We start from the raw sequence: 18971 nt of genomic DNA on the forward strand, positions 1-18971 counted from the left end.
ATATGTCTACTCATTACGACGTGCAGGCGCTGCCTGCAGAGCAACGCGAGCACATCCTTCGAGGCTTCGGCCTCGGTTGGTGGCGCCAGCTGGGGCAGGTGGCGATTGTATTCGGAGTGGTGCTGTTGGCCTGCTGGTACGTGGGGCTGCTCGATGCCACCACGCTGCTGAACGGGCTGCCCTCCATCGCGACCCTGGCAGGCGAGGCCATGCCGCCAGACTTTTCGGGCTATCGAAGCTGGATTCGCCCCTTGATCGACACCTTGGCGATGAGCATCGCCGGTACGGCCATCGCAGTGGTGTTCTCGCTGGTGGTGGCCTTCGTTGCAGCGCGCAATACGGCGCCGCACCCCCTTGTGTTCGGTGTTGCCCGGGTGCTGCTCAATGCCCTGCGGTCGGTGCCGGAGCTGATCATGGGCATCATCTTCGTTGCAGCCGTAGGGTTCGGCGCCTTGCCGGGCGTGCTTGCCCTGGGTCTGCATTCGGTCGGCATGGTCGGCAAGTTCTTCGCCGAGGCCATCGAGCACGTCGACGAAGCGCCGGTGGAAGCCGCTCGGGCGGCGGGGGCTACGCCGATGCAAGTGCTGCTGCACGCGGTTTTGCCACAGGTGACGCCGCAGTTCGCCGACGTGGCGATCTACCGCTGGGAATACAACTTTCGCGCCTCCACCGTGATGGGCATGGTTGGCGCCGGCGGTATCGGCTTCGAACTCATGGGCTCGCTGCGCATCATGCAGTACCAGGAGGTTGCAGCAATCCTGCTGGTCATCCTGGCCATGGTCACGCTAGTAGACGCCTTCAGTGGCGTGCTGCGCAAACGTTTCAAATAGGACAAACCATGCTGCCGAAACTCGTTATAACTCACCGAGTACACGATGAGATCCTGCAACTGCTGGCGCCACATTGCGAGCTGATGACCAACCAGACCGACAGCACGCTGACGCGCGAGGAAATTCTGCGCCGCTGCCGCGATGCTCAGGCGATGATGGCGTTCATGCCCGATCGGGTCGATGCAGACTTTCTTCAAGCCTGCCCTGAGCTGCGTGTAGTCGGCTGCGCGCTCAAGGGCTTCGACAATTTCGATGTGGACGCCTGTACTGCCCGCGGGGTCTGGCTGACCTTCGTGCCTGATCTGTTGACGGTCCCGACTGCCGAGCTGGCGATCGGACTGGCGGTGGGGCTGGGGCGGCATCTGCGGGCAGCAGATGCGTTCGTCCGCTCTGGCGAGTTCCAGGGCTGGCAACCACAGTTCTACGGCACGGGGCTGGATAACGCTACGGTCGGCATCCTTGGCATGGGCGCCATCGGACTGGCCATGGCTGATCGCTTGCAGGGATGGGGCGCGACCCTGCAGTACCACGAGGCGAAGGCTCTGGATACACAAACCGAGCAACGGCTCGGCCTGCGCCAGGTGGCGTGCAGCGAACTCTTCGCCAGCTCGGACTTCATCCTGCTGGCGCTTCCCTTGAATGCCGATACCCAGCATCTGGTCAACGCCGAGCTGCTTGCCCTCGTACGGCCGGGCGCTCTGCTTGTAAACCCCTGTCGTGGTTCGGTAGTGGATGAAGCCGCCGTGCTCGCGGCGCTTGAGCGAGGCCAGCTCGGCGGGTATGCGGCGGATGTATTCGAAATGGAAGACTGGGCTCGCGCGGACCGGCCGCGGCTGATCGATCCTGCGCTGCTCGCGCATCCGAATACGCTGTTCACTCCGCACATAGGGTCGGCAGTGCGCGCGGTGCGCCTGGAGATTGAACGTTGTGCAGCGCAGAACATCATCCAGGTATTGGCAGGTGCGCGCCCAATCAACGCTGCGAACCGTCTGCCCAAGGCCGAGCCTGCCGCATGTTGAATCCGGTCTGGCTGAAGAGCCTGGTAGCGATCGTTCAAACAGGCAGTTTTCAGAGCGCGGCGAGGGCGTTGGGGCTGGCCCAGCCGACGGTGTCGCAGCACTTGCAGAAGCTTGAAGAGCAGGTCGGCGTAACGCTGGTGCAGCGCAGTCGTAGCGGCTGCCAGCCTACCACACGGGCGCTGGCCTTCATGCCGCATGCGACCGCCTTGCTCGACATGCACGCCCGGGCGCTAGAAGCCCTGCATGGCAATCGTGAGCGCGTCGGGGCCAGCTCCAACATCGGCACCTACCTTCTCCAGCCATTCGTGCGCAACTATCTGACGACCGCAAATGAGAGGGGCGAGGTGGATCTGCGCATCGCCGCCAACCCGGATGTGGCCGACCAGCTACTGGCGGGCCAGCTCGACGCCGCGATCATGGAATGGTGGCTACCTCACCCCGACTTCGAACACCGCCTCTGGCGGGTCGAGCCGCTGGTGCTTATCGTCAGCCCCGACCATGCGCTGGCTGAAGCAGGGTGCATAGAACGTGATCGTCTGGTGGACCTGCCGATGCTGGGAGGTGAACCGGGTAGCGGTACCGGACGGCTTCTGACCGAATACTTTGGCGAACTGGGCGTGCCTCGCAGCGGTATGCAGCTAGGCAGCACCGAGGCAGTCAAACAAGCAGTGAGGGCGGGACTCGGCGTGTCGTTGGTGATGGCTTCCGCAGTACAAGACGAAGTTCGCAGTGGCGCGCTGGTAGCTCTTCCCATCCCGGGGCTTGAAAAGCGTCTCCAACTGATCTGGCGCAAACCTCCCGGAAATCTGCACCCGCCGGGATTTGTGCGGCACTTATTGGAGGAGGCAGATCTAGCTGGATAAGGTGATGGATGGTTGCGATCCAGCGCTTGGCTTGTCAGCCTAGGGAAACTCTGAAAAAGACTTTCTGATTTGGCAAAATACCGCGACCCCACCCACCGAGTTTCCCGATGAAGCAGATGACCTTCGCCGACGCCGAGTACGCTGGCAAGCGCAAGCAAACCCGCAAGGAGTTGTTCCTGATCGAGATGGATCGGGTGGTGCCGTGGAAGGGCTTGATTGCTTTGATCGAGCCACATTATCCGAAGGGTGAAGGTGGCCGTCCGGCCTACCCGTTGATGGCGATGCTGCGTGTGCATCTGCTGCAGAACTGGTTCGGCTACAGCGATCCAGCGATGGAGGAAGCGCTGTACGAAACCACGATCCTGCGCCAGTTTGCCGGGCTGAACCTGGAGCGCATCCCCGACGAAACCACCATTCTCAACTTCCGCCGCTTGCTGGAGAAACACGAGCTGGCGGCCGGCATCCTCGCTGTCATCAATGGCTATCTGGGCGACCGCGGCCTGTCGCTGCGCCAGGGCACCATCGTCGATGCAACGCTGATCAATGCGCCCAGTTCGACCAAGAACAAGGACGGCAAGCGCGACCCGGAAATGCACCAGACCAAGAAGGGAAACCAGTATTATTTTGGCATGAAGGCCCACATCGGCGCCGATGACGAATCGGGTCTGGTGCACAGCGTAGTGGGCACGGCGGCCAATGTGGCGGATGTCACCCAGGTGGACAAATTGCTGCATGGCGACGAAAACGTGGTCTGCGCCGATGCAGGCTACACCGGTGTCGAAAAGCGGCCCGAGCATGAAGGACGTGAAGTTATCTGGCAGGTGGCGGCACGCCGCAGCACCTACAAAAAACTCGATAAGCGCAGCGTGCTGTACAAAGCCAAGCGCAAGATTGAAAAGGCCAAGGCTCAGGTGCGCGCCAAGGTCGAGCATCCGTTCCGGGTAATCAAGCGCCAGTTCGGTTACACCAAGGTGCGCTTTCGCGGCTTGGCCAAAAACACGGCGCAACTGGTGACACTGTTCGCTCTGTCGAACCTGTGGATGGCGCGCCGACATTTACTGACGAATGCAGGAGAGGTGCGCCTGTAATGCGGGAAATGGCCACCGGAGTGGGGTCCGGGTGGCGAAAACGTAAGAAATACTCGTCGAATTGATTGTTTTTTGATCATTTGGCGAGTTTAAAAGTTGCGCTAGGTGGTATGCCGGGGAAATACATGGCTACTTCAGACCATCCCTAACACCTTCGTCCTGAAAGTCTTCACCAATGGTTGTTGGAGTAGTTCCCTTAGAAATCACTTCGGTCAAGTGTTTGATGCGCCTAACAACCCAATGCGCCGGCACCTCACCCAGCCACTCCACGCCGGAGTCTTTCATCGGCGCCGTCGGGTCGAGGCCTTTGGTGACGGCGTGGGAGATCACGGCCTGGCGCTTTTCCTTGAGCAGTTCGATCAGGCGCTGCTGCTCTTCGATCAGCGCGTCGATGCGGGCGGTTTCGTGGTCGAGGAAACGGGCGATTTGGGTTTGTTCTACCAAAGTCGGAACATGGAGACGCTCAGAAAGGCTCTCCTTTTTTATATGCCTCATGGTGCTGCCATGAGCATCAAAGTCTGCCAATTTTGGAGCAACAAGCTTTATCAAATAGAAAAGAAATTTTTGATCAGCTTCGACTGTAGGCGAGACTTTAAATATGTGTTGATTCAACCAGGCGGCGCCACCCGTCCAAATGAACGAGTCGATTGTTGCAGACCATGAAAAAAGCAAATCTCCATCGCCAACCTTGACACGAAAATCAAGCTCGCCGGAGTAATAATTTGGTGCTGTATCACCTGTTAGCTGAGAGATGCGGATAATCGGTAGCCCTTCTTCACCCCAGTCCTCAGGCTTGAATGGATAGCCATTTTGATAATCGGCAAGAAACTTTAATGCGGATCGTGGCCATTCAGCAGGCACAGCCCCTTGCCACTCCACCCCGGAATCCTTGTAAACCGGATAACTCGGAAACGTCATGCCGACAGCCCCTCGATCATCTGCTTGATGCGGTCGGTGCAGGCTTTCAGGTCGCGGTCGATCTCTGCCAGCGGACGCGGTGGCTGGAACACATAGAAGTGGCGGTTGAAGGGAATCTCAAAACCGACCACGCCGACTTCGCCGTCCTGTTCATCACGCTTGCTCTCGTCGATCCAGGCATCCGGCACATGGGGTTTTACTTCGCGCTCGAAGTAGTCGTACACCGACTCGCCCAGCGGCACGTTTTCGTTGTCGCGCAGGCCGGCATCGGCTTCCGGCTGGCCTCTGACCAGGCAGATATCCGCCTCGGGGTCGCGCTCGCTTAAGCCGTTGAGGATGGCCTTCAGTTCGGGCGTGCTGGGCGATACATCGTGAGCGCTGAGCGCCTTTTTCAGCAGCTTGCTGAACTGCTCGCGGTTGCGGTGCAGCTGGCTTTCGTCCATCGCCTGCAGGGCTTCGATCAGGCGCTGGCGTGCCGGGGCGTCCATCTTCTCGATGGCTTTTTCTTCCTGCACTTTTTCGATGCGCTCGGCGCTGGTCTGGAAGTTCAGGCGCAGCGGGCGCTCGACAGTGATGCGCCGGTAGCCAAAGGCTTCGACGGGGAAGATCTTGCTCTGCGCGGTTTGCTCGAAGCGGCCATACAGGCGCACCAGCTCGTCGATCTGCTCCTCGGTGAGGTACTGGCGCTTGCTGCCGAGGGACTTGCGCATCTTGGCAAAGTGCTGGCTGCCATCAATCAACTGCACCTTGCCCTGGCGCACAGCGGCCTTGTGGTTGCTCAGCACCCACACATAGGTGGCGATGCCGGTGTTGTAGAACATGTCGGTGGGCAGGGCGATGATGGCTTCGACCAGATCGTTCTGCAGCAGGTAGCGGCGAATCTCCGACTCGCCCGAACCGGCGCCGCCGGTAAACAGTGGCGAGCCGTTGAGGATGATGCCGATGCGCGAGCCGCCTTCACGCGGGTCACGCATCTTGCTGACCAGGTGCAGAAGGAACAGCAGCGAGCCATCGGACACGCGCGGCAGGCCCGGGCCGAAGCGGCCGTTGAAGCCCTTTTCGCTGTGCTCGTCGGTGATCTGCTTCTGGACTTTCTTCCACTCCACGCCAAACGGCGGGTTGCTGAGCATGAAGTCGAAGCGGCTGTCGGCCAGCTGGTCGTCAGACAGGGTGTTGCCCAGCTTGATGCTGGTGACGTCCTGACCCTTGATCAGCATGTCCGCCTTGCAGATGGCATAGGACTCGGGGTTGAGCTCCTGGCCGTGCAGCGACACGGTGACTTGCTGGCTGATGGACTGGATGTACTCGTCGCCCTCGGAGAGGAAGCCGCCGGTGCCGGCAGTCGGGTCGTAGATGGTGACGATGCTGTTGGGCTTGAGCTTGTCGTCCTGCCCGGTGATCACCAGGGAGGTGGTCAGGTGCACGATATCGCGCGGGGTGAAGTGCTCCCCGGCGGTTTCGTTGGAGCTTTCCGCGAACTTGCGGATCAGCTCTTCGAAGATGATGCCCATGCCGAAGTTGCTGATGCGCTCCGGGCTCAGGTCAGTCGCGGCAAAGCGCTGCACCACCTGGTACAGCAGGTTGGCCGCAGAGAGCTGCTGCACGAAGTCTTCAAAGTGGAAGTGCTCGAAGATCTCGCGGGCGTCCTTGCTGAAGGACTGCACGTAGCTCATCAAGTCGGCGGCGGTCTGGGTGTCGGACAGGGTACCGAGGGTCAGCTTGGAGGCATTGAAGAACTGCTGGCCGGCGGCGCGTAGCAACAGACGCTCACGCACCAGATCAGGCCGGCCTTCCTGCGCATAGGACTCACGGATCACCGCTTCCTTGGTCGGCTCCAGCACACACTCCATCCGCCGCAGCAGGGTGAACGGCAGGATGATGCGACCGTACTGGGACTGCTTGAAATCACCGCGCAGCAGGTCGGCAATCGACCAGAGGAAAGCGGCCGTCTGGGAATGGTTTTCCGTGTTCACGCAACTGCTCCTTGAAAGGCGTGCAAAGCGCCGAGTGTAACTGAAGAGGGGCAGGCGAAATCACTTCGAACCCAAAGCCGTTGGCGTTTAAAGCGCTGATGCGTCCAGACCTATCTACAGAGGCAAGTCAGCCGGCGGCACCTTCCCGATTTGTCCTGACCGTATGCACTCCCATACCGTTCTCGAAGCCTGTTGCCACTTTGGCTGGCAGCGATTGATTCGGCAGTTACCGTCGCACCTCGCTGAGGTTGAAGCTTGTTTCTTCGAGACAGATCATCTAGTCGCATAACAAGGCAAGCGGCTGAGGGAGACCCAACGCCAGTGCAGGGAAACCGACAATTGTAAAATCGCGTGGTCATCGCAACGCGCCTGCAGTAGCTACTACAAAGCGGTAAGCTCGTTCTCGGTAAACCATTCGGACTGTTTGATTGCGTCGAGCGCTGTAGCGGGGTTCTTCGCCCAAAGAACCAGAGCGAGGCTTTCCTCGGCTCGACTGCAGGTGACATAAAGTAGCCTTAGGGTCCGATCAATAGTGGTCTCTTTTCCCCCTTCAACGTTCTCAAGATCAGTCGGGCTCAATTCCTCAGCGCCGAAGAGCTTGTCGTAGGAGAACCACGTGCCGCCAGCTTCCTCATCATCCATGATGACCATGACATGCTTGAACTCAGAGCCTTTAACGACTTGATGCGTCGCGAGTTCGGTTTCACCCCCAAGATAGGCGTGATAACGAGCAATTTCTTGCCAGGGCGTGCCGAAGAGGGCGTGCCAGCCACGCTTACGTCGGTCCTCCTTCGCTTCCTTGCTCCTTGTCTTTGGCTCTGGAGGAGGAGGCGACGAATCACCGTAGGCCTCAACTAGGCGACTATCCACTTCGAAGAGGCTGGCTTCGATGATCGGTTCCAAGACTTCTCGCACGGTTATTCCGGGCTTGGTGGCGGCGGATGCGAACCTCATAACTGCAGCGTGAGCTTTGTCCAGCGCGGCCTGACGCTCGGCGCGAGATTCCGGGACCTTTGCAAGTGCGCCGTGCCTACGCAACACATCCATGACGGCGAACTCGTTCACTGAACCATCAGGCTGCAGACATTCTGCAAGTTCAACCATTGGGCCGAGGAGCGGCCTCACCATAGTGGGCCCCGTCCGCTCGCCATTGCTCTTAGGCACTGCGGCATCCTTGTCCAGCAGCTCCATCGCGCGGTATGCCTCGTAAAAATTGCCTCGTTTGGCGGCAAGTTTGTGTTCAAGGGCGAGGGTTTTGTAGCCACTCCCACGCTCTTGCCAGGCGGATAAGGCAGTTTCGGCCGACATGGCCAACGCGCATTCCGTTTCCCTCCGGATCTTTTCGGCGGAATCGGTCTTAGCATCGCCGACAAAGATTCGAACGGTTCCACCGTTTTTCTCTGTCCTAGGGTGCTGGGGGACACCAGTCTTGGGCTGAGTACGGCCCTCGATGTCCGAGTCCCAAATCTTGTTAATGAGTTCAACAATGCGCTTTTGGCTACGATGATTCATCTGCAATGCAGGGCGCGCCCAATCTTCCGGCACGTGTGACGGTAAGTCGTGGTGACCGTCAGGGTAGATTCGCTGCCGATGATCCCCGAGGAGCCCCAATGTGATGCGATCCGGACGGTTTTTGGAGAGTTCAAATAGTGCATCAAGTACTCCCTTCATCGTGTCCTGGGATTCATCAATAAGGATGAGGGGGTGACGGTCTTCTAGGATGCGCTGCAGCGTTGGGCGTTTAACAATTAGCCATGCGGTCACGTCCAGGACGTTGGTGTGCGATAGCGCCCCCGGACCGAATGTGTTTCTGTCCGGGCTATACCTAAATTCATCAGTCTTTCGTAATTCCTCCGCCTCTGCCTCGATCTCCGCATACTTCCGCCGGTCGGTGTCGGACTCGCCCCTTTTCTTACCCATCGCATGGGCCTTGGCAGCCACAAGATCTTCGGCATTGAACGCAAGCAAGGCTTCCCGGATGTCATCATCAAAGCCCTGGATGAGTTCCCAGCAAAAGGAATGGATGGTCGATACTTCGGTCAGGTAATTTTCGCCGAGACGACCGTTGACGACGGCGGTCGCGTTTTTGGTGTAGGTGATAACACGCACCGACTGTCCACGAGACCTAAGTCGTTCGGCATAGTGAGCCCCCGCTTCATGCTTTATCACTCCAGTAACTCGACGCAAAACCTCAATTAGCGTGCGAGTCTTTCCGGACCCTGCGCCAGCGAAGAGAAAGAAACTCCGAGGCGGGGTTGTCGTGATGTAGCCGCAGATATCTTCGACGACATGAGCGTCGCGATCGTTTCCAAACGATGGCAGAGCGGTACTCAAGGGGTCTCTCCCGCAGTGACGTTGAGTTGCCCGCTCAGCCAGGTGAGCGCGTCTGTGATGTATGCGGGGCATTTCAGGTCTTGGCCAGCATTTAGCCGTTCGAACAGGGTTGCCGCGAAATCTCCTTTACTGAAGCTCCCGCGGAGCATCGCATGGAGTTCCTTGAGCAGCTCGGCGTGGTCTGGGTAGTCGAGCACAAGACCTATCACCTTTGCCAAGGTGCCGCGGTGCTTTACTTTGGCAGCGGTGATTGGGTCAACCTCCTCTTCCAACGCTTTGAACCAATCGATGTTGGAGAGAACTAGAGAGTCCTCAAACGAGCTGGGCCACTGCTCGCTGGCAGCCGCAACCGGAAGCTGCCACGCGAAGCGGACTTGAACGCCTGTGTCGGATGTCCACACCAGCTGGGCAGGCGTCGGCTTACCAAAAGCTTGAAACTCCGCCAGCATCGGATGCCATGAGGTCAATGTGTCATTCCCACACTCCAATTTTTCTTGGCCGGCGATGTGCACCGCTGCCCGGACTAGGCGCCCCTTATCGGTTCGGGTTGGCAGAACCGGATCCAAGTCAGTGATAACGATCGTCGGAATCCCCAATCGCTCCACCAGGGGTTTAAGGCGGTGAGCGTGGCTACCGCCGATGTCGAGGAAAGAAACATACTTCTTGGCAAGTTTGGGGAAATCCCGCTCGATGAAAAGTGGCACCAGCATTCTCTCTGCTGTTCCTTCCACGAAGATGGCGGCGTCAGCGAAAAGCAGGTCGGTGTGTTGCACCTGAAAGTAGCGTTCGGCGAACGTCCTGGTTGGAGCGTCTTCGCCGAACGCATCGCCCAGGTTAACGACCTGCGTGCTGGGTTTTGCGCCAAGCACCGTGCTGGCCACCCGCCTCACGTACCGCAGACGCGTGAAGTTGTCTCCATGAGCCAGATGGCTCGAGTGCGTGCTGATCAGCAGCTGACTGCGGAGGTAGCTATGCACCTGCTCCTTTGGACGAATGAGCTCGTGGGCGTTCTTCGAAAAATTTCGTTGAACCTGAACGTGCAAATGGGCCTCAGGTTCTTCAACCATCACGAGGTGAACTGCCGCCGGACTGCCCTGCGGCGGATTGAGGCGTGCGGCGCGGAATGACACGAGCATGAAGCTCAGCGACTGCAGATTCTGATAGCCGAGGCCAATAGAGTGTTCAGGCAAGGACTCATCAACAGCAGTTTTGTCCAGGAGGTACTGTACGGCCGTGCTGTGAGCAAGAAGGTCTGCGGTCTGGATTCTTGTACGAAAATGGAACTGGTGAGGGTCATGCAGGCCTGGGTAACCCAGAATCTCCACGTCCTCCATCGCTGGCTTTAACGCCTTGTAGATAGATTTGTCGAGGTCTGCTTGTGCATTAGCAACGGCCTTGACCAAGTCTTCTCGATGTCCGTGACCGGATGGGGCTACGTTCAAGTGTTGCCGAGCGAACTTCATGAGTTGGCTTGAGAACAATCCGGGCCGAGAACTTGCGGACTCTGACCGCATTTCGTCTTCTTCGGCACCGAGTCCTCGTTGAGCCGGTACAAAATCCACACGAATGAGCTTGCGCAGATGCTGCAACTCGATCGGTTGTGATCCAAGTGGCAGCTCCTGCAAGTCACGGCGCGATTTATCGGCCAAGGGGCCCTTCACGGGGTCGAGACGGTAAGCGGCTATGCGTCGCAGATCCGCAGAATGTCTAAGCCAGTAGTCAAGCAGATCTATCGGCCAGGCATGGCCATCCTTCGGAAGCTCTCGGACCGGGGCGCGCGCCTCACGGTAGCGCCAAGCCAGATTGCGAAGTTCGTTCGCGTCTGCAACAGGTTCGAGCCGTACCCGTACACCAACTGCGCCACCCGACCACTTCAGCGAGGTGATGAACGGCGCAACATGGCTGTACGCCCCCTCCTTAGCGTCGAACCAAAGATCAATGAAGGGCATGCACGCCTGGAGTTCCTGATACTCGGCCTCCCATGATTCGGCATCCTTGGAGTCCGTCGTGGGATCCTCATCAAGTGCCTCCCAGCGGTGGCATACCTCGCGCAGCTTCGCCCACTGCGAAAGGCTAATGTCGAACGCGCGGAATCCGGGTGACTCGCTCAAGAAGTTGCGGAGGACTGTAAGAAGGGAAGTTTTGCCGCTGTTGTTGGCACCTACCAAAATGGTAGTGACCTCGTCGAGCTCAAGTCGGGTCTTGGCCAGGCGTCGAAAATTACAGACCTCAAGGCAGGCGAGCCGGATCGGTGGGGTGTCGATAGCTGCAGCTGCTTTGGGGGAAGGCCCCGCTGGGATCAAGGGTGGGCTATCGGTGAGAGAGGAAGCAGGGATCTGGTCTGTGGTCATGGTGCCTCCATGCGGCCGCCCAGTTACTGAAGATAAGGACACCTCGGCATAGTAACCAGGTGCTCAAGACATTGAGCATACTGTCACTTGGCCAGGACGGAAGATAGTTCCAGCTTCCACCTGTCACGCAAATATTTCCGCCTATCCAACAAATACCTATGGAAAAGTTGCTAACCGGGCGGTGAATCAAGCCGTTGCTGCCAAGATTTCTAAATTATGCGCAATTATGTGAAAATACATAATTTCACCGCGCGAGCTGCCTTGCGCTAAAAAGAACACACGGAACACCCTCCCAACGCAGGAATCAGGTAGGAAAATTATTGGGGAAATTGCGGCAAGCTTGGACTGCGGGTTCAGGCCAATGCCGCCCCAAGAGACTGAAGGCGGACCATATCGACGTGTCCAGAGCTGCTCACCAAGAAGGCAGCATCTCTAGTGCCTGTTCTATACCACAATCTCAGAGTAATTATGTCGGTCTAAAATAGCGGACAAACCAGCATCAACGCGTGAGCGATGAAGATCAGTCAGAAGATTGTCGTGCACATATCGGTTGACTAGATGAACATAGTATTCGAGTGTAGTTCTAACATTAGTGTGGCCCAGCATTTTCCTGAGATCTTCGTCGAGCGCTGCATCGTAAACAAAACTCCTTCCAAGTCTATTCTGGGCTTTCAACGCCTCATAAACAAAATATGTCGCACAGGTGTGCCTGAGCATTCGTGCATTGAATCGTATGGCTTTAAAATCAGTAGCGCTCTCGGAGTTCTTCGCTGCAGAAACCACCTTGCTAAAGTTATAACCAAGCATTCCATGAGTAACAACATCACCACGAGCGGAAAGAAACAAGTCGCTATTCCTTGGTGGAATGCCATGCTTAGCCTCATATAGCTTCGCTCGTTGCCGCCTTAAGGGTAAATAATACTCGCAAATAACTCTCCACAGCTTCCCTGGAAAGTCTATGGAACGCCATTTTCCCTTGGACCTAAAATAATAATAGATAGCTCCATTATCTAACCCTTCTGGGTACTCACCCTCATCATAAGGAATGAATCCATAATTTTCATTTTTCCCTCGGTAGGGCAATTGAAAAAGATCAATCGGTCTAAGCCCGGTAATTCGTATGATCGCTGCGATAATTTGATAAACAGGATCATTCATCACACCGAGAGCTATTTCATAATCAGTTTGCCTTACAAATTTCTGCATTTCTCGTTGATGCATTGCTGGTCTACCACTGGGCAGATTAAATCCCAAGGTAGTAACTTTAACCCCTGGGTTGATATGGGCCAGGAGTTTCTGGTCTTTCAGCATGTATCGGATATCAGTCCTACTGATATCCAAATAGTGTTTATAGCCCTGCCTTTCGGCCCACTGATAGAAGCTCCAGACCCTTGCCGCAATGTGATACATGGTTTTGTGAGACGGACCATCAGGAAGCGCATCCGTTGGAGATGCTATGTGAACAAGGAAGGCATCAAAAACATCCTCATCCACCAACTGCCAGTTCTGCGCACCAAATACAACTTCACCCCCTTCGATTGGGCTATCGTCCAACCACTGCAAAAACCTTCTCAGGATATTCGCATAGTTTCTTGTCGTTTCATCACTCCTTGAACGTATCTTCGAGACAGCCATCGCCCACATGGTCGGTGCTTCAAGGACGTTGTGATTATCATCAAAATAAATTCCTACGCGCGCTCGCATATAGCCAGAGTGGCTGGCCAAACCGTTTCCAAAATGAAGGATACACACAATTATTTTGGCCTCGATAAGGGGTACATCAGAAGTGACTTAGAAACATCACTTAAATACTGATTAAACTGACAAAGCGAAGCAGATAAATCAACTAACCGTAGCTCAAATTCCTCGTCATGAGTTGAACCATTCTGGGGAACACAATTATTATCCGCACTGCGCGCATATAGAACACCATGTGCTCTTAATTCGGATTCTAGGTCACGAAGCAGAGCTACTACCTGTGAATTTTGATAAATTAAGCTCCGCTTAATCCCACATGCTTCAACAAGCTTTACTCTTGAAAGCCTAGTCATATCTGCTGAACCGTATTCCGCCCAGTCTCCCAAGCGACGTCGCTCTTCAACAAACGATTGGAAACGCTTCAGACCATTCACTGATTTCATGCCAAAATGATTGAGTCGAAATTTTCGCTGAATTGTATTTCTTCGAGCCGCGCAGCCGCACCTTTAATGGATAAAATATTCAATTCAAGAGCCGCACCATTGAACTGTTTTTCGGCCCTAGAGATACAGACATCAAGGCCTATACTAAATCGAACACAGTGCACAGGCACGTTAAATTCCTTCCTAATTCTAGAAATTAACAAACTCCGAATTGAAACTGTATCACTTGCTCCACTAACATATAAGGATACACCTGGAGTAGATGGCTTGTGGTTTTCAATCCAAGATGACTTGCCGCACATTGGAAGACCGAACATTATGTAGACTGTGGTAACAAGTGAAGATCGATTTTGATTAGATAACGAGTCCAGTTTCTCCAAAAAATTCAGAATGGCCTCAGATTCTGATACTGCATTAGGCACTTCCAAAATAATTTTTGAAGTAATAATTCCTGATACCGCAGGAGTTAATGATTCAGCAAGAGCCGCCTTGAGATCTGCACGCAAAATTGCGTTCTGATTCTTCTGATGAGTTAGCTCTTGAAGGACCTTAGCCTTCTCAACTTGCTTAGCTGGCTTTTCACTAGCCAACGCAAAGTAATATTGCACCCTCTCGATCAACTGATTATATGTGGTGTTAGCTCTCTCCCTTAGTAGGGATAACTGCTCCTCCAACTCTTTCAGTCGATGATGTATTTCTTGAGAGTTTTTGAGTGGTTGTTCGAAAACCACACTTGAATCCTCTACATCCCCCCCCGAATGAACTGTTCTTTTTATGACTTCCCTGACCTTCACCCAGTCAGGATCATGCTTTTGATTGATTGTTGCCCGAGCGACACCAGATAATTTAGCAACCTCCATCACGGATATTTTTTTTCGGCCGCCTCTGTGGAGCGCTGAAATAGTCCCATATACCCGGTTGAGCAGTTCTTGCTTAGCCATTCGCTACCTGCTTAAGGAAATTATGTGCCTCATCCCCTACAACCTCGTGAAGCCTCTTAAAAGCTTCAGCGATTCGTTTCTGCGAATACTCCTTCTGAGTCGCTCCACAGTACCTATGCTTAATCATATTATCGTGGAAAATTATCTCATTCTTTAATGATGGAACATTAGCCTCGACAAATGCAGCATATCTACAATTATATGGGTCACACGCAAACAAATTTGGATGAAGCCTCGACCCAGGGCTATCATTCTTAGCATCACAAGGTGACTCGCTGGTAAGTCCTGGCGTTCGCAAACAGATTGCAAGATTCGTTCTATGCAAAAGCTTCACACCTTCATCAAGCAAAGATGCGACATACTGACTTAAGCTTTCTTTCCCCGCGTTTTGCAATTTAGCCCTGAGTATTGGAGAAGAATTAGCAGTCTTGGCCAACCTTTTCCCGCCAATGCCCCCAATTTGACCAGAAATGACTCCTTGCAAAACTTCGACAAGAATCTCCGTATTTTCCTCAATCAAGGTAGCTTTGACTTCATCGTTCACGCCAGGTAAAGAAAGGATGTACTTTAGCGTCATTTTTAAGCTACGGTGAGAAAAAAGGCGTTTAATAATTTCTAGATTACGCGAGTCTTGATGAATTATATAAAGGGCTAGAGACTTCCGAAAACGATGTGGGTGTACTCTATATTGAATACCTAGGTTGCCTGCCACTCGATTGCAAGATCGCTCAATCCCAGTGGTCTGCGGAATGTTTCCAAAACTGAACTTTGGTATCTTGGCAAACAGATAGTCGTGCTTACCATAAGCACGAGCATCACGTCCCATTTCTACTACGACTTCAATTGCGTCCGCAGCAATTTTCGGAATAGGTATTGTTTTAATATCGCCCTGTGAAGAAATCGAAGTTTTGAAAACAGTATAAGTAAGCCAATATCCATCAGCCTTAAATGAAAGACAATCCACCTTAAGTCCAATGACCTCTGATCGACGCATGCCAGTCAGACAAAGAAGAAGTACGATACACGCATCTATCAGAGCTACAACGACGCTAATTACAGCTGCTTGATTTAAATACTGCCCCTCATCATTCTCATGCGTTCTTTCTTTGATTACTATTCCCCACCAGGGCATACCGTTATCTAGCAACTTTGGCTTATAATCCCTAAATCTTTCAACCCCCTCAACGGACGCCGTTGAAACACCAAAATTAATCGCGGCAAGCTTTTCGGGAGTCTCAAAAGCGCCTACTATCGTTGGTGCAAAGTTTTTATACAACCATAGGACATCAGCGCTATAGTTTTCAACAAATCCCACGCAGTATTTAAATATTTCTGCATAGTCATCGAGCGGAATTGGTTCGAAAGGTCGAGAGGACTCGTCGTATTCTCTTCTATATTTGGCGACAAGATCTTTAGTTACGTATGAATCGTATAGTGAGTACTCTGGCGGAAGCATACCCATCGATGACATGCCCTGCCAGAAGGACATTAAGTAACAGAACTCCCACTTAATTCCAGAGGTGGGAAGCGACTCTATATAGTGCTCCACACTCGACTTGGCCAAATCATTCACCGTCCTATAATCTGGTGAATTATCAGAACCTAAATATAGACCCTCGGCATGAAACAACCCGACAAGTCTTAATACTTTAGTTTTATCTGTCTCTAGAGATGTATAAGCATTAACACGACCATGAATTCCGAAATGCGGTACACGGTAAAATAGCAGCGCCCTAGCAATATTCACCCAATGTTCGTGCCCTACGCCACAAACATTCACACCATACATATTATCATAATCAAAATTGATTCGTATGGGGTATCCATAGGGTGAGGGGTAATCCCCAAAATCCCAAACCGGATCGCCGAAAGAGCTTCTAGGACTTACCCTAATATAACTCCACTCGCTCTTATCTATTTTTGAAAGATTGAGTATATTTACATTATCGAAAATGAGCCCAAGTGAAGAGTCGCCACTCAGAGCCTCATCATCTTCTTCAGCAGAGATAGGCTCTGACTCTTCCTCGTAATAACCCAGTCCACTTCTTATTTCTTCTAAAACTGCTTTTAATTGGTCACGTGTTGGAGTTGTCATGAGAGCCCTATCATTGTCAATGGCAGTGCATAGCAGTGATGTTTCGATTGATCTATTGCCTCCGCAATCTCAATCGGGTCCCCCCAGCCCTCTATAACCCCCTTCCACCCTAAATACTCAGCCCGATAGCTTTTCTCCCATTCTAAGGGATTTAACCGCTCCCTCAGACCGTCAAGGTCGGAAATTCTTCTTGCAATAAAAGGTAATGCTTCTTTGAAGATCACACACTGTGAGCATAACGGACAACGATTGAAGTAGTTGCACGGCGTATCCGTCCTAAGAAAACTTTCAGCGCCTGGCCAATCTGGTCGCCTTGAGTTTAGACAACTTGCAATGAATGTCTGACCTTCCGGAGAAAGCAACTGTATTACCGCATCTTCAGAAGAATTCAGCCTACCGACTAATGGTGCAACAACTGACCTTAGTTCTTCTTTGCTACCGCAACGTAGAGTGGCTTCACGCAGCTCAACCAAAGACACATCTGTAAGAAGATTTGCTGAGTAACTTCTAAAATCTTCTTCATGTTTTCTCTGAATCTTCCTTAGACGACCATTTAATATTTCTGCCGCCCCCCAGTCACTATCATAATGATTTACTGTGGTATCGAGATTCGAATGCCCCATCATTGCCGAAACCTCGTCAATATCTAAACCCTGTTCTCTCCGTCGAGTTTCATAGGTAGTTCGAAGACGTTTCGTTTCAATTCTGGGGGACTTGGTATCCGTATCCAATTTTATGCCGTGGCGAAGTAGAAACTCCGTTGAAGCGTGCCCAAAATTCGTAGTGGTTACGGGCGCGCATAAGCGACCAAACTTATTCCAAAGATTCTTCGAAATGACACACTGGAATAATTTACCCTTTAAATAATGAGGCGACGACAAATGCTTGGTTACTTCAGCGGCAACAAAGCGCAAGACCTGATACGCGCCAAACTTATCTCGCTTGTTTGATCTATGCATTTGGCTTTTGTCGGACCGTCCCTTGTACCCATAAATAATCACATAGTCATCATCCAGAAGGTCCTCCTCAATGTGGTCGTCTAGGTTATCGCTTATCGATACCACAACCTCAAAGTTCCAGCCCGTCTGCAACATCACGAAGAGAAAGAATGGGAATATAGTTCCCATTGTGAAAGCTACTCTGCTGAAGTATGCCATTTGACCTACTTCATAGGGTAGGTGCTCTGGCCCGACCCTCATATACATCAAGGCCGACCGTAATCTTTTTTCCAGCGTAGAATATTTTTTGTTTGTTCCGTGAGCGGTGTTTTTACTCCACTCAGAGGAAAAGAGATGTCCAGCTTCCTCGAAGCTCACTTGCATAGGCCAATCAGGATAAAGTCTTCCTACATTTGCAGTTGCAATTCGCCCAGATTCTTCTCGATCACAGCCATACACCATCCCCCGTTCACTGACCTCAGTACCAACTACAGGGCGACCTTTAGCCGCCAGTTCATGGGCGCGGGCTCGGTAAATGCCCAGAAACTTCTCTATACTTATTCCATTTTCCCGTATGTAATATTTAACATCTCCAGTGATGCGTATGACCCACTCAAACCCCTTAACATGTGTCGCCTTGATCGACCCATTGGATCTTTTGGCCTGCTCATTCATAACTAGATCAAACATCAAGTTTTCTAATGAAAGATCGTATTCCAGCATTGGTTGCCCGTCTTTCACTAGACCTTTGTAACTCTCCATCCACTTCATAATAAACTTAATATCAACCAGGCATCCCTCTACAAGCTTATTATGAATCTCCCTGCTATATCCTTCTGTTACTTGCTCGTTCATCGCCGGTCCAAGTGGCCATTGAAACTCTTTGCCGACCCAGCCCTGCCCTTTATATTTATTTTTCAACGAGATGAATATATTTTTTAATGCACCGTATCTTTTTCTATTTACGGTGCGGCCTGGATACGAACGAATTAAAAATGACCTAAAATTCATGCATACCTGCCCATCGACATCAGCAACACCTTTGACTGATTTATTGATCGGCTCAGCGCTATTTAGAAACAGCACAAACTCTTGGATTGAGTAATAGATGTCTTGATGGGATTGATACGTGATCAATCTTTTTGCGGCATGGAGCTGCGCACCTATGAGTAACTGCTGAACAATTAATTTATGGTGCGGATACTCATTGACAAAATCGGTGAAGTCACGGACGAAGTCCTTGGTGCCAGTGGTCTTGTTTCGGACAAGCAACCCTTGAGCTGAAACATCCACTTGTCCCCTTGCAGTGCTTCTTTTTTGGATTGCTTGGGGGGTGTTTTCTGGCAGCTTGCGCTGGAGGAGCGGTCGTTCACTCGACTCAAGGGCAGACTTGGAGAAGGGTTTGCGTGGCATCTGACCTCCAATTGGATTGGGTCTTTAGCCAGCAATATCAAGCATCACTAGACAGTCTGGCCATACA

12 protein-coding genes are annotated in these 18971 nt (G+C 52.9%); 4 read left to right on the top strand and 8 right to left on the bottom strand.

Features of this window, described 5'->3' with window-relative positions; translation table 11 throughout:
- The first annotated feature begins 2 nt into the window (after positions 1 to 2).
- The 4 genes from phnE to ACIGDJ_RS16780 all read left to right on the top strand — a co-directional run bounded on the left by phnE (position 3) and on the right by ACIGDJ_RS16780 (position 3800).
- The gene (gene phnE, locus ACIGDJ_RS16765; protein WP_010466252.1) at positions 3 to 830 is read left to right on the top strand and encodes a phosphonate ABC transporter, permease protein PhnE; all 828 of its coding nucleotides are present in this window, start codon (positions 3 to 5) and stop codon (positions 828 to 830) included.
- Positions 831 to 838: 8 nt separating this feature from the next.
- Positions 839 to 1849 carry a phosphonate dehydrogenase PtxD gene (gene ptxD / locus ACIGDJ_RS16770; RefSeq protein WP_003118429.1) on the top strand — a complete coding sequence of 337 codons (1011 nt, stop codon included), beginning with the start codon at positions 839 to 841 and terminating at the stop codon, positions 1847 to 1849.
- Positions 1843 to 2712 carry a LysR family transcriptional regulator gene (locus ACIGDJ_RS16775; protein ID WP_010466239.1) on the top strand — a complete coding sequence of 290 codons (870 nt, stop codon included), beginning with the start codon at positions 1843 to 1845 and terminating at the stop codon, positions 2710 to 2712. Before ptxD ends, ACIGDJ_RS16775 begins: the two co-directional genes overlap by 7 nt.
- A 107-nt stretch (positions 2713 to 2819) precedes the next feature.
- Positions 2820 to 3800, top strand: a complete 981-nt coding sequence (locus ACIGDJ_RS16780; RefSeq protein WP_010466230.1) for an IS5-like element IS1384 family transposase — start codon at positions 2820 to 2822, stop codon at positions 3798 to 3800.
- A gap of 129 nt (positions 3801 to 3929) precedes the next feature.
- Here ACIGDJ_RS16780 and ACIGDJ_RS16785 read toward each other — a convergent pair whose 3' ends face one another.
- The 8 genes from ACIGDJ_RS16785 to ACIGDJ_RS16820 all read right to left on the bottom strand — a co-directional run bounded on the left by ACIGDJ_RS16785 (position 3930) and on the right by ACIGDJ_RS16820 (position 18904).
- Positions 3930 to 4718, bottom strand: coding sequence for a restriction endonuclease subunit S (locus tag ACIGDJ_RS16785; protein WP_083514935.1), 789 nt, complete (start codon positions 4716 to 4718; stop codon positions 3930 to 3932).
- Positions 4715 to 6691: a class I SAM-dependent DNA methyltransferase gene (locus tag ACIGDJ_RS16790; protein WP_033988186.1), complete on the bottom strand. Its 1977-nt coding sequence runs from the start codon at positions 6689 to 6691 to the stop codon at positions 4715 to 4717. The genes ACIGDJ_RS16785 and ACIGDJ_RS16790 overlap by 4 nt, the downstream gene beginning before the upstream one ends.
- Before the next feature lie 381 nt (positions 6692 to 7072).
- Entirely contained in the window at positions 7073 to 9025 is a 1953-nt protein-coding gene (locus ACIGDJ_RS16795; RefSeq protein ID WP_033988183.1) for a UvrD-helicase domain-containing protein, read from the bottom strand.
- On the bottom strand, positions 9022 to 11376 hold the full coding sequence (locus tag ACIGDJ_RS16800) for an AAA family ATPase (RefSeq protein WP_033988180.1): 2355 nt from the start codon (positions 11374 to 11376) through the stop codon (positions 9022 to 9024). The genes ACIGDJ_RS16795 and ACIGDJ_RS16800 overlap by 4 nt, the downstream gene beginning before the upstream one ends.
- Before the next feature lie 444 nt (positions 11377 to 11820).
- Positions 11821 to 13101, bottom strand: a complete 1281-nt coding sequence (locus ACIGDJ_RS16805; protein ID WP_169882235.1) for a site-specific integrase — start codon at positions 13099 to 13101, stop codon at positions 11821 to 11823.
- Positions 13102 to 13513: 412 nt separating this feature from the next.
- Positions 13514 to 14458 carry a hypothetical protein gene (locus ACIGDJ_RS16810; protein ID WP_058410472.1) on the bottom strand — a complete coding sequence of 315 codons (945 nt, stop codon included), beginning with the start codon at positions 14456 to 14458 and terminating at the stop codon, positions 13514 to 13516.
- Positions 14451 to 16553 carry a site-specific integrase gene (locus tag ACIGDJ_RS16815; RefSeq protein WP_033988177.1) on the bottom strand — a complete coding sequence of 701 codons (2103 nt, stop codon included), beginning with the start codon at positions 16551 to 16553 and terminating at the stop codon, positions 14451 to 14453. Before ACIGDJ_RS16815 ends, ACIGDJ_RS16810 begins: the two co-directional genes overlap by 8 nt.
- Complete coding sequence (locus tag ACIGDJ_RS16820; protein WP_058410473.1) at positions 16550 to 18904, bottom strand: site-specific integrase; 2355 nt, start codon at positions 18902 to 18904, stop codon at positions 16550 to 16552. The genes ACIGDJ_RS16815 and ACIGDJ_RS16820 overlap by 4 nt, the downstream gene beginning before the upstream one ends.
- Between the last annotated feature and the right edge of the window lie 67 nt (positions 18905 to 18971).

The sequence above is a fragment of the Pseudomonas sp. NPDC079367 genome (assembly GCF_044542195.1).
Lineage (GTDB): Bacteria > Pseudomonadota > Gammaproteobacteria > Pseudomonadales > Pseudomonadaceae > Aquipseudomonas.

Bases quoted from the DNA above. Each gene is read 5' to 3' on its own strand.
- ACIGDJ_RS16780 (WP_010466230.1), top strand. From the start codon at position 2,820: ATGAAGCAGATGACCTTCGCCGACGCCGAGTACGCTGGCAAGCGCAAG.
- ptxD (WP_003118429.1), top strand. From the start codon at position 839: ATGCTGCCGAAACTCGTTATAACTCACCGAGTACACGATGAGATCCTG.
- ACIGDJ_RS16815 (WP_033988177.1), bottom strand. From the start codon at position 16,553: ATGACAACTCCAACACGTGACCAATTAAAAGCAGTTTTAGAAGAAATA.
- ACIGDJ_RS16820 (WP_058410473.1), bottom strand. From the start codon at position 18,904: ATGCCACGCAAACCCTTCTCCAAGTCTGCCCTTGAGTCGAGTGAACGA.
- phnE (WP_010466252.1), top strand. From the start codon at position 3: ATGTCTACTCATTACGACGTGCAGGCGCTGCCTGCAGAGCAACGCGAG.
- ACIGDJ_RS16810 (WP_058410472.1), bottom strand. From the start codon at position 14,458: ATGGCTAAGCAAGAACTGCTCAACCGGGTATATGGGACTATTTCAGCG.
- ACIGDJ_RS16800 (WP_033988180.1), bottom strand. From the start codon at position 11,376: ATGACCACAGACCAGATCCCTGCTTCCTCTCTCACCGATAGCCCACCC.
- ACIGDJ_RS16785 (WP_083514935.1), bottom strand. From the start codon at position 4,718: ATGACGTTTCCGAGTTATCCGGTTTACAAGGATTCCGGGGTGGAGTGG.
- ACIGDJ_RS16775 (WP_010466239.1), top strand. From the start codon at position 1,843: ATGTTGAATCCGGTCTGGCTGAAGAGCCTGGTAGCGATCGTTCAAACA.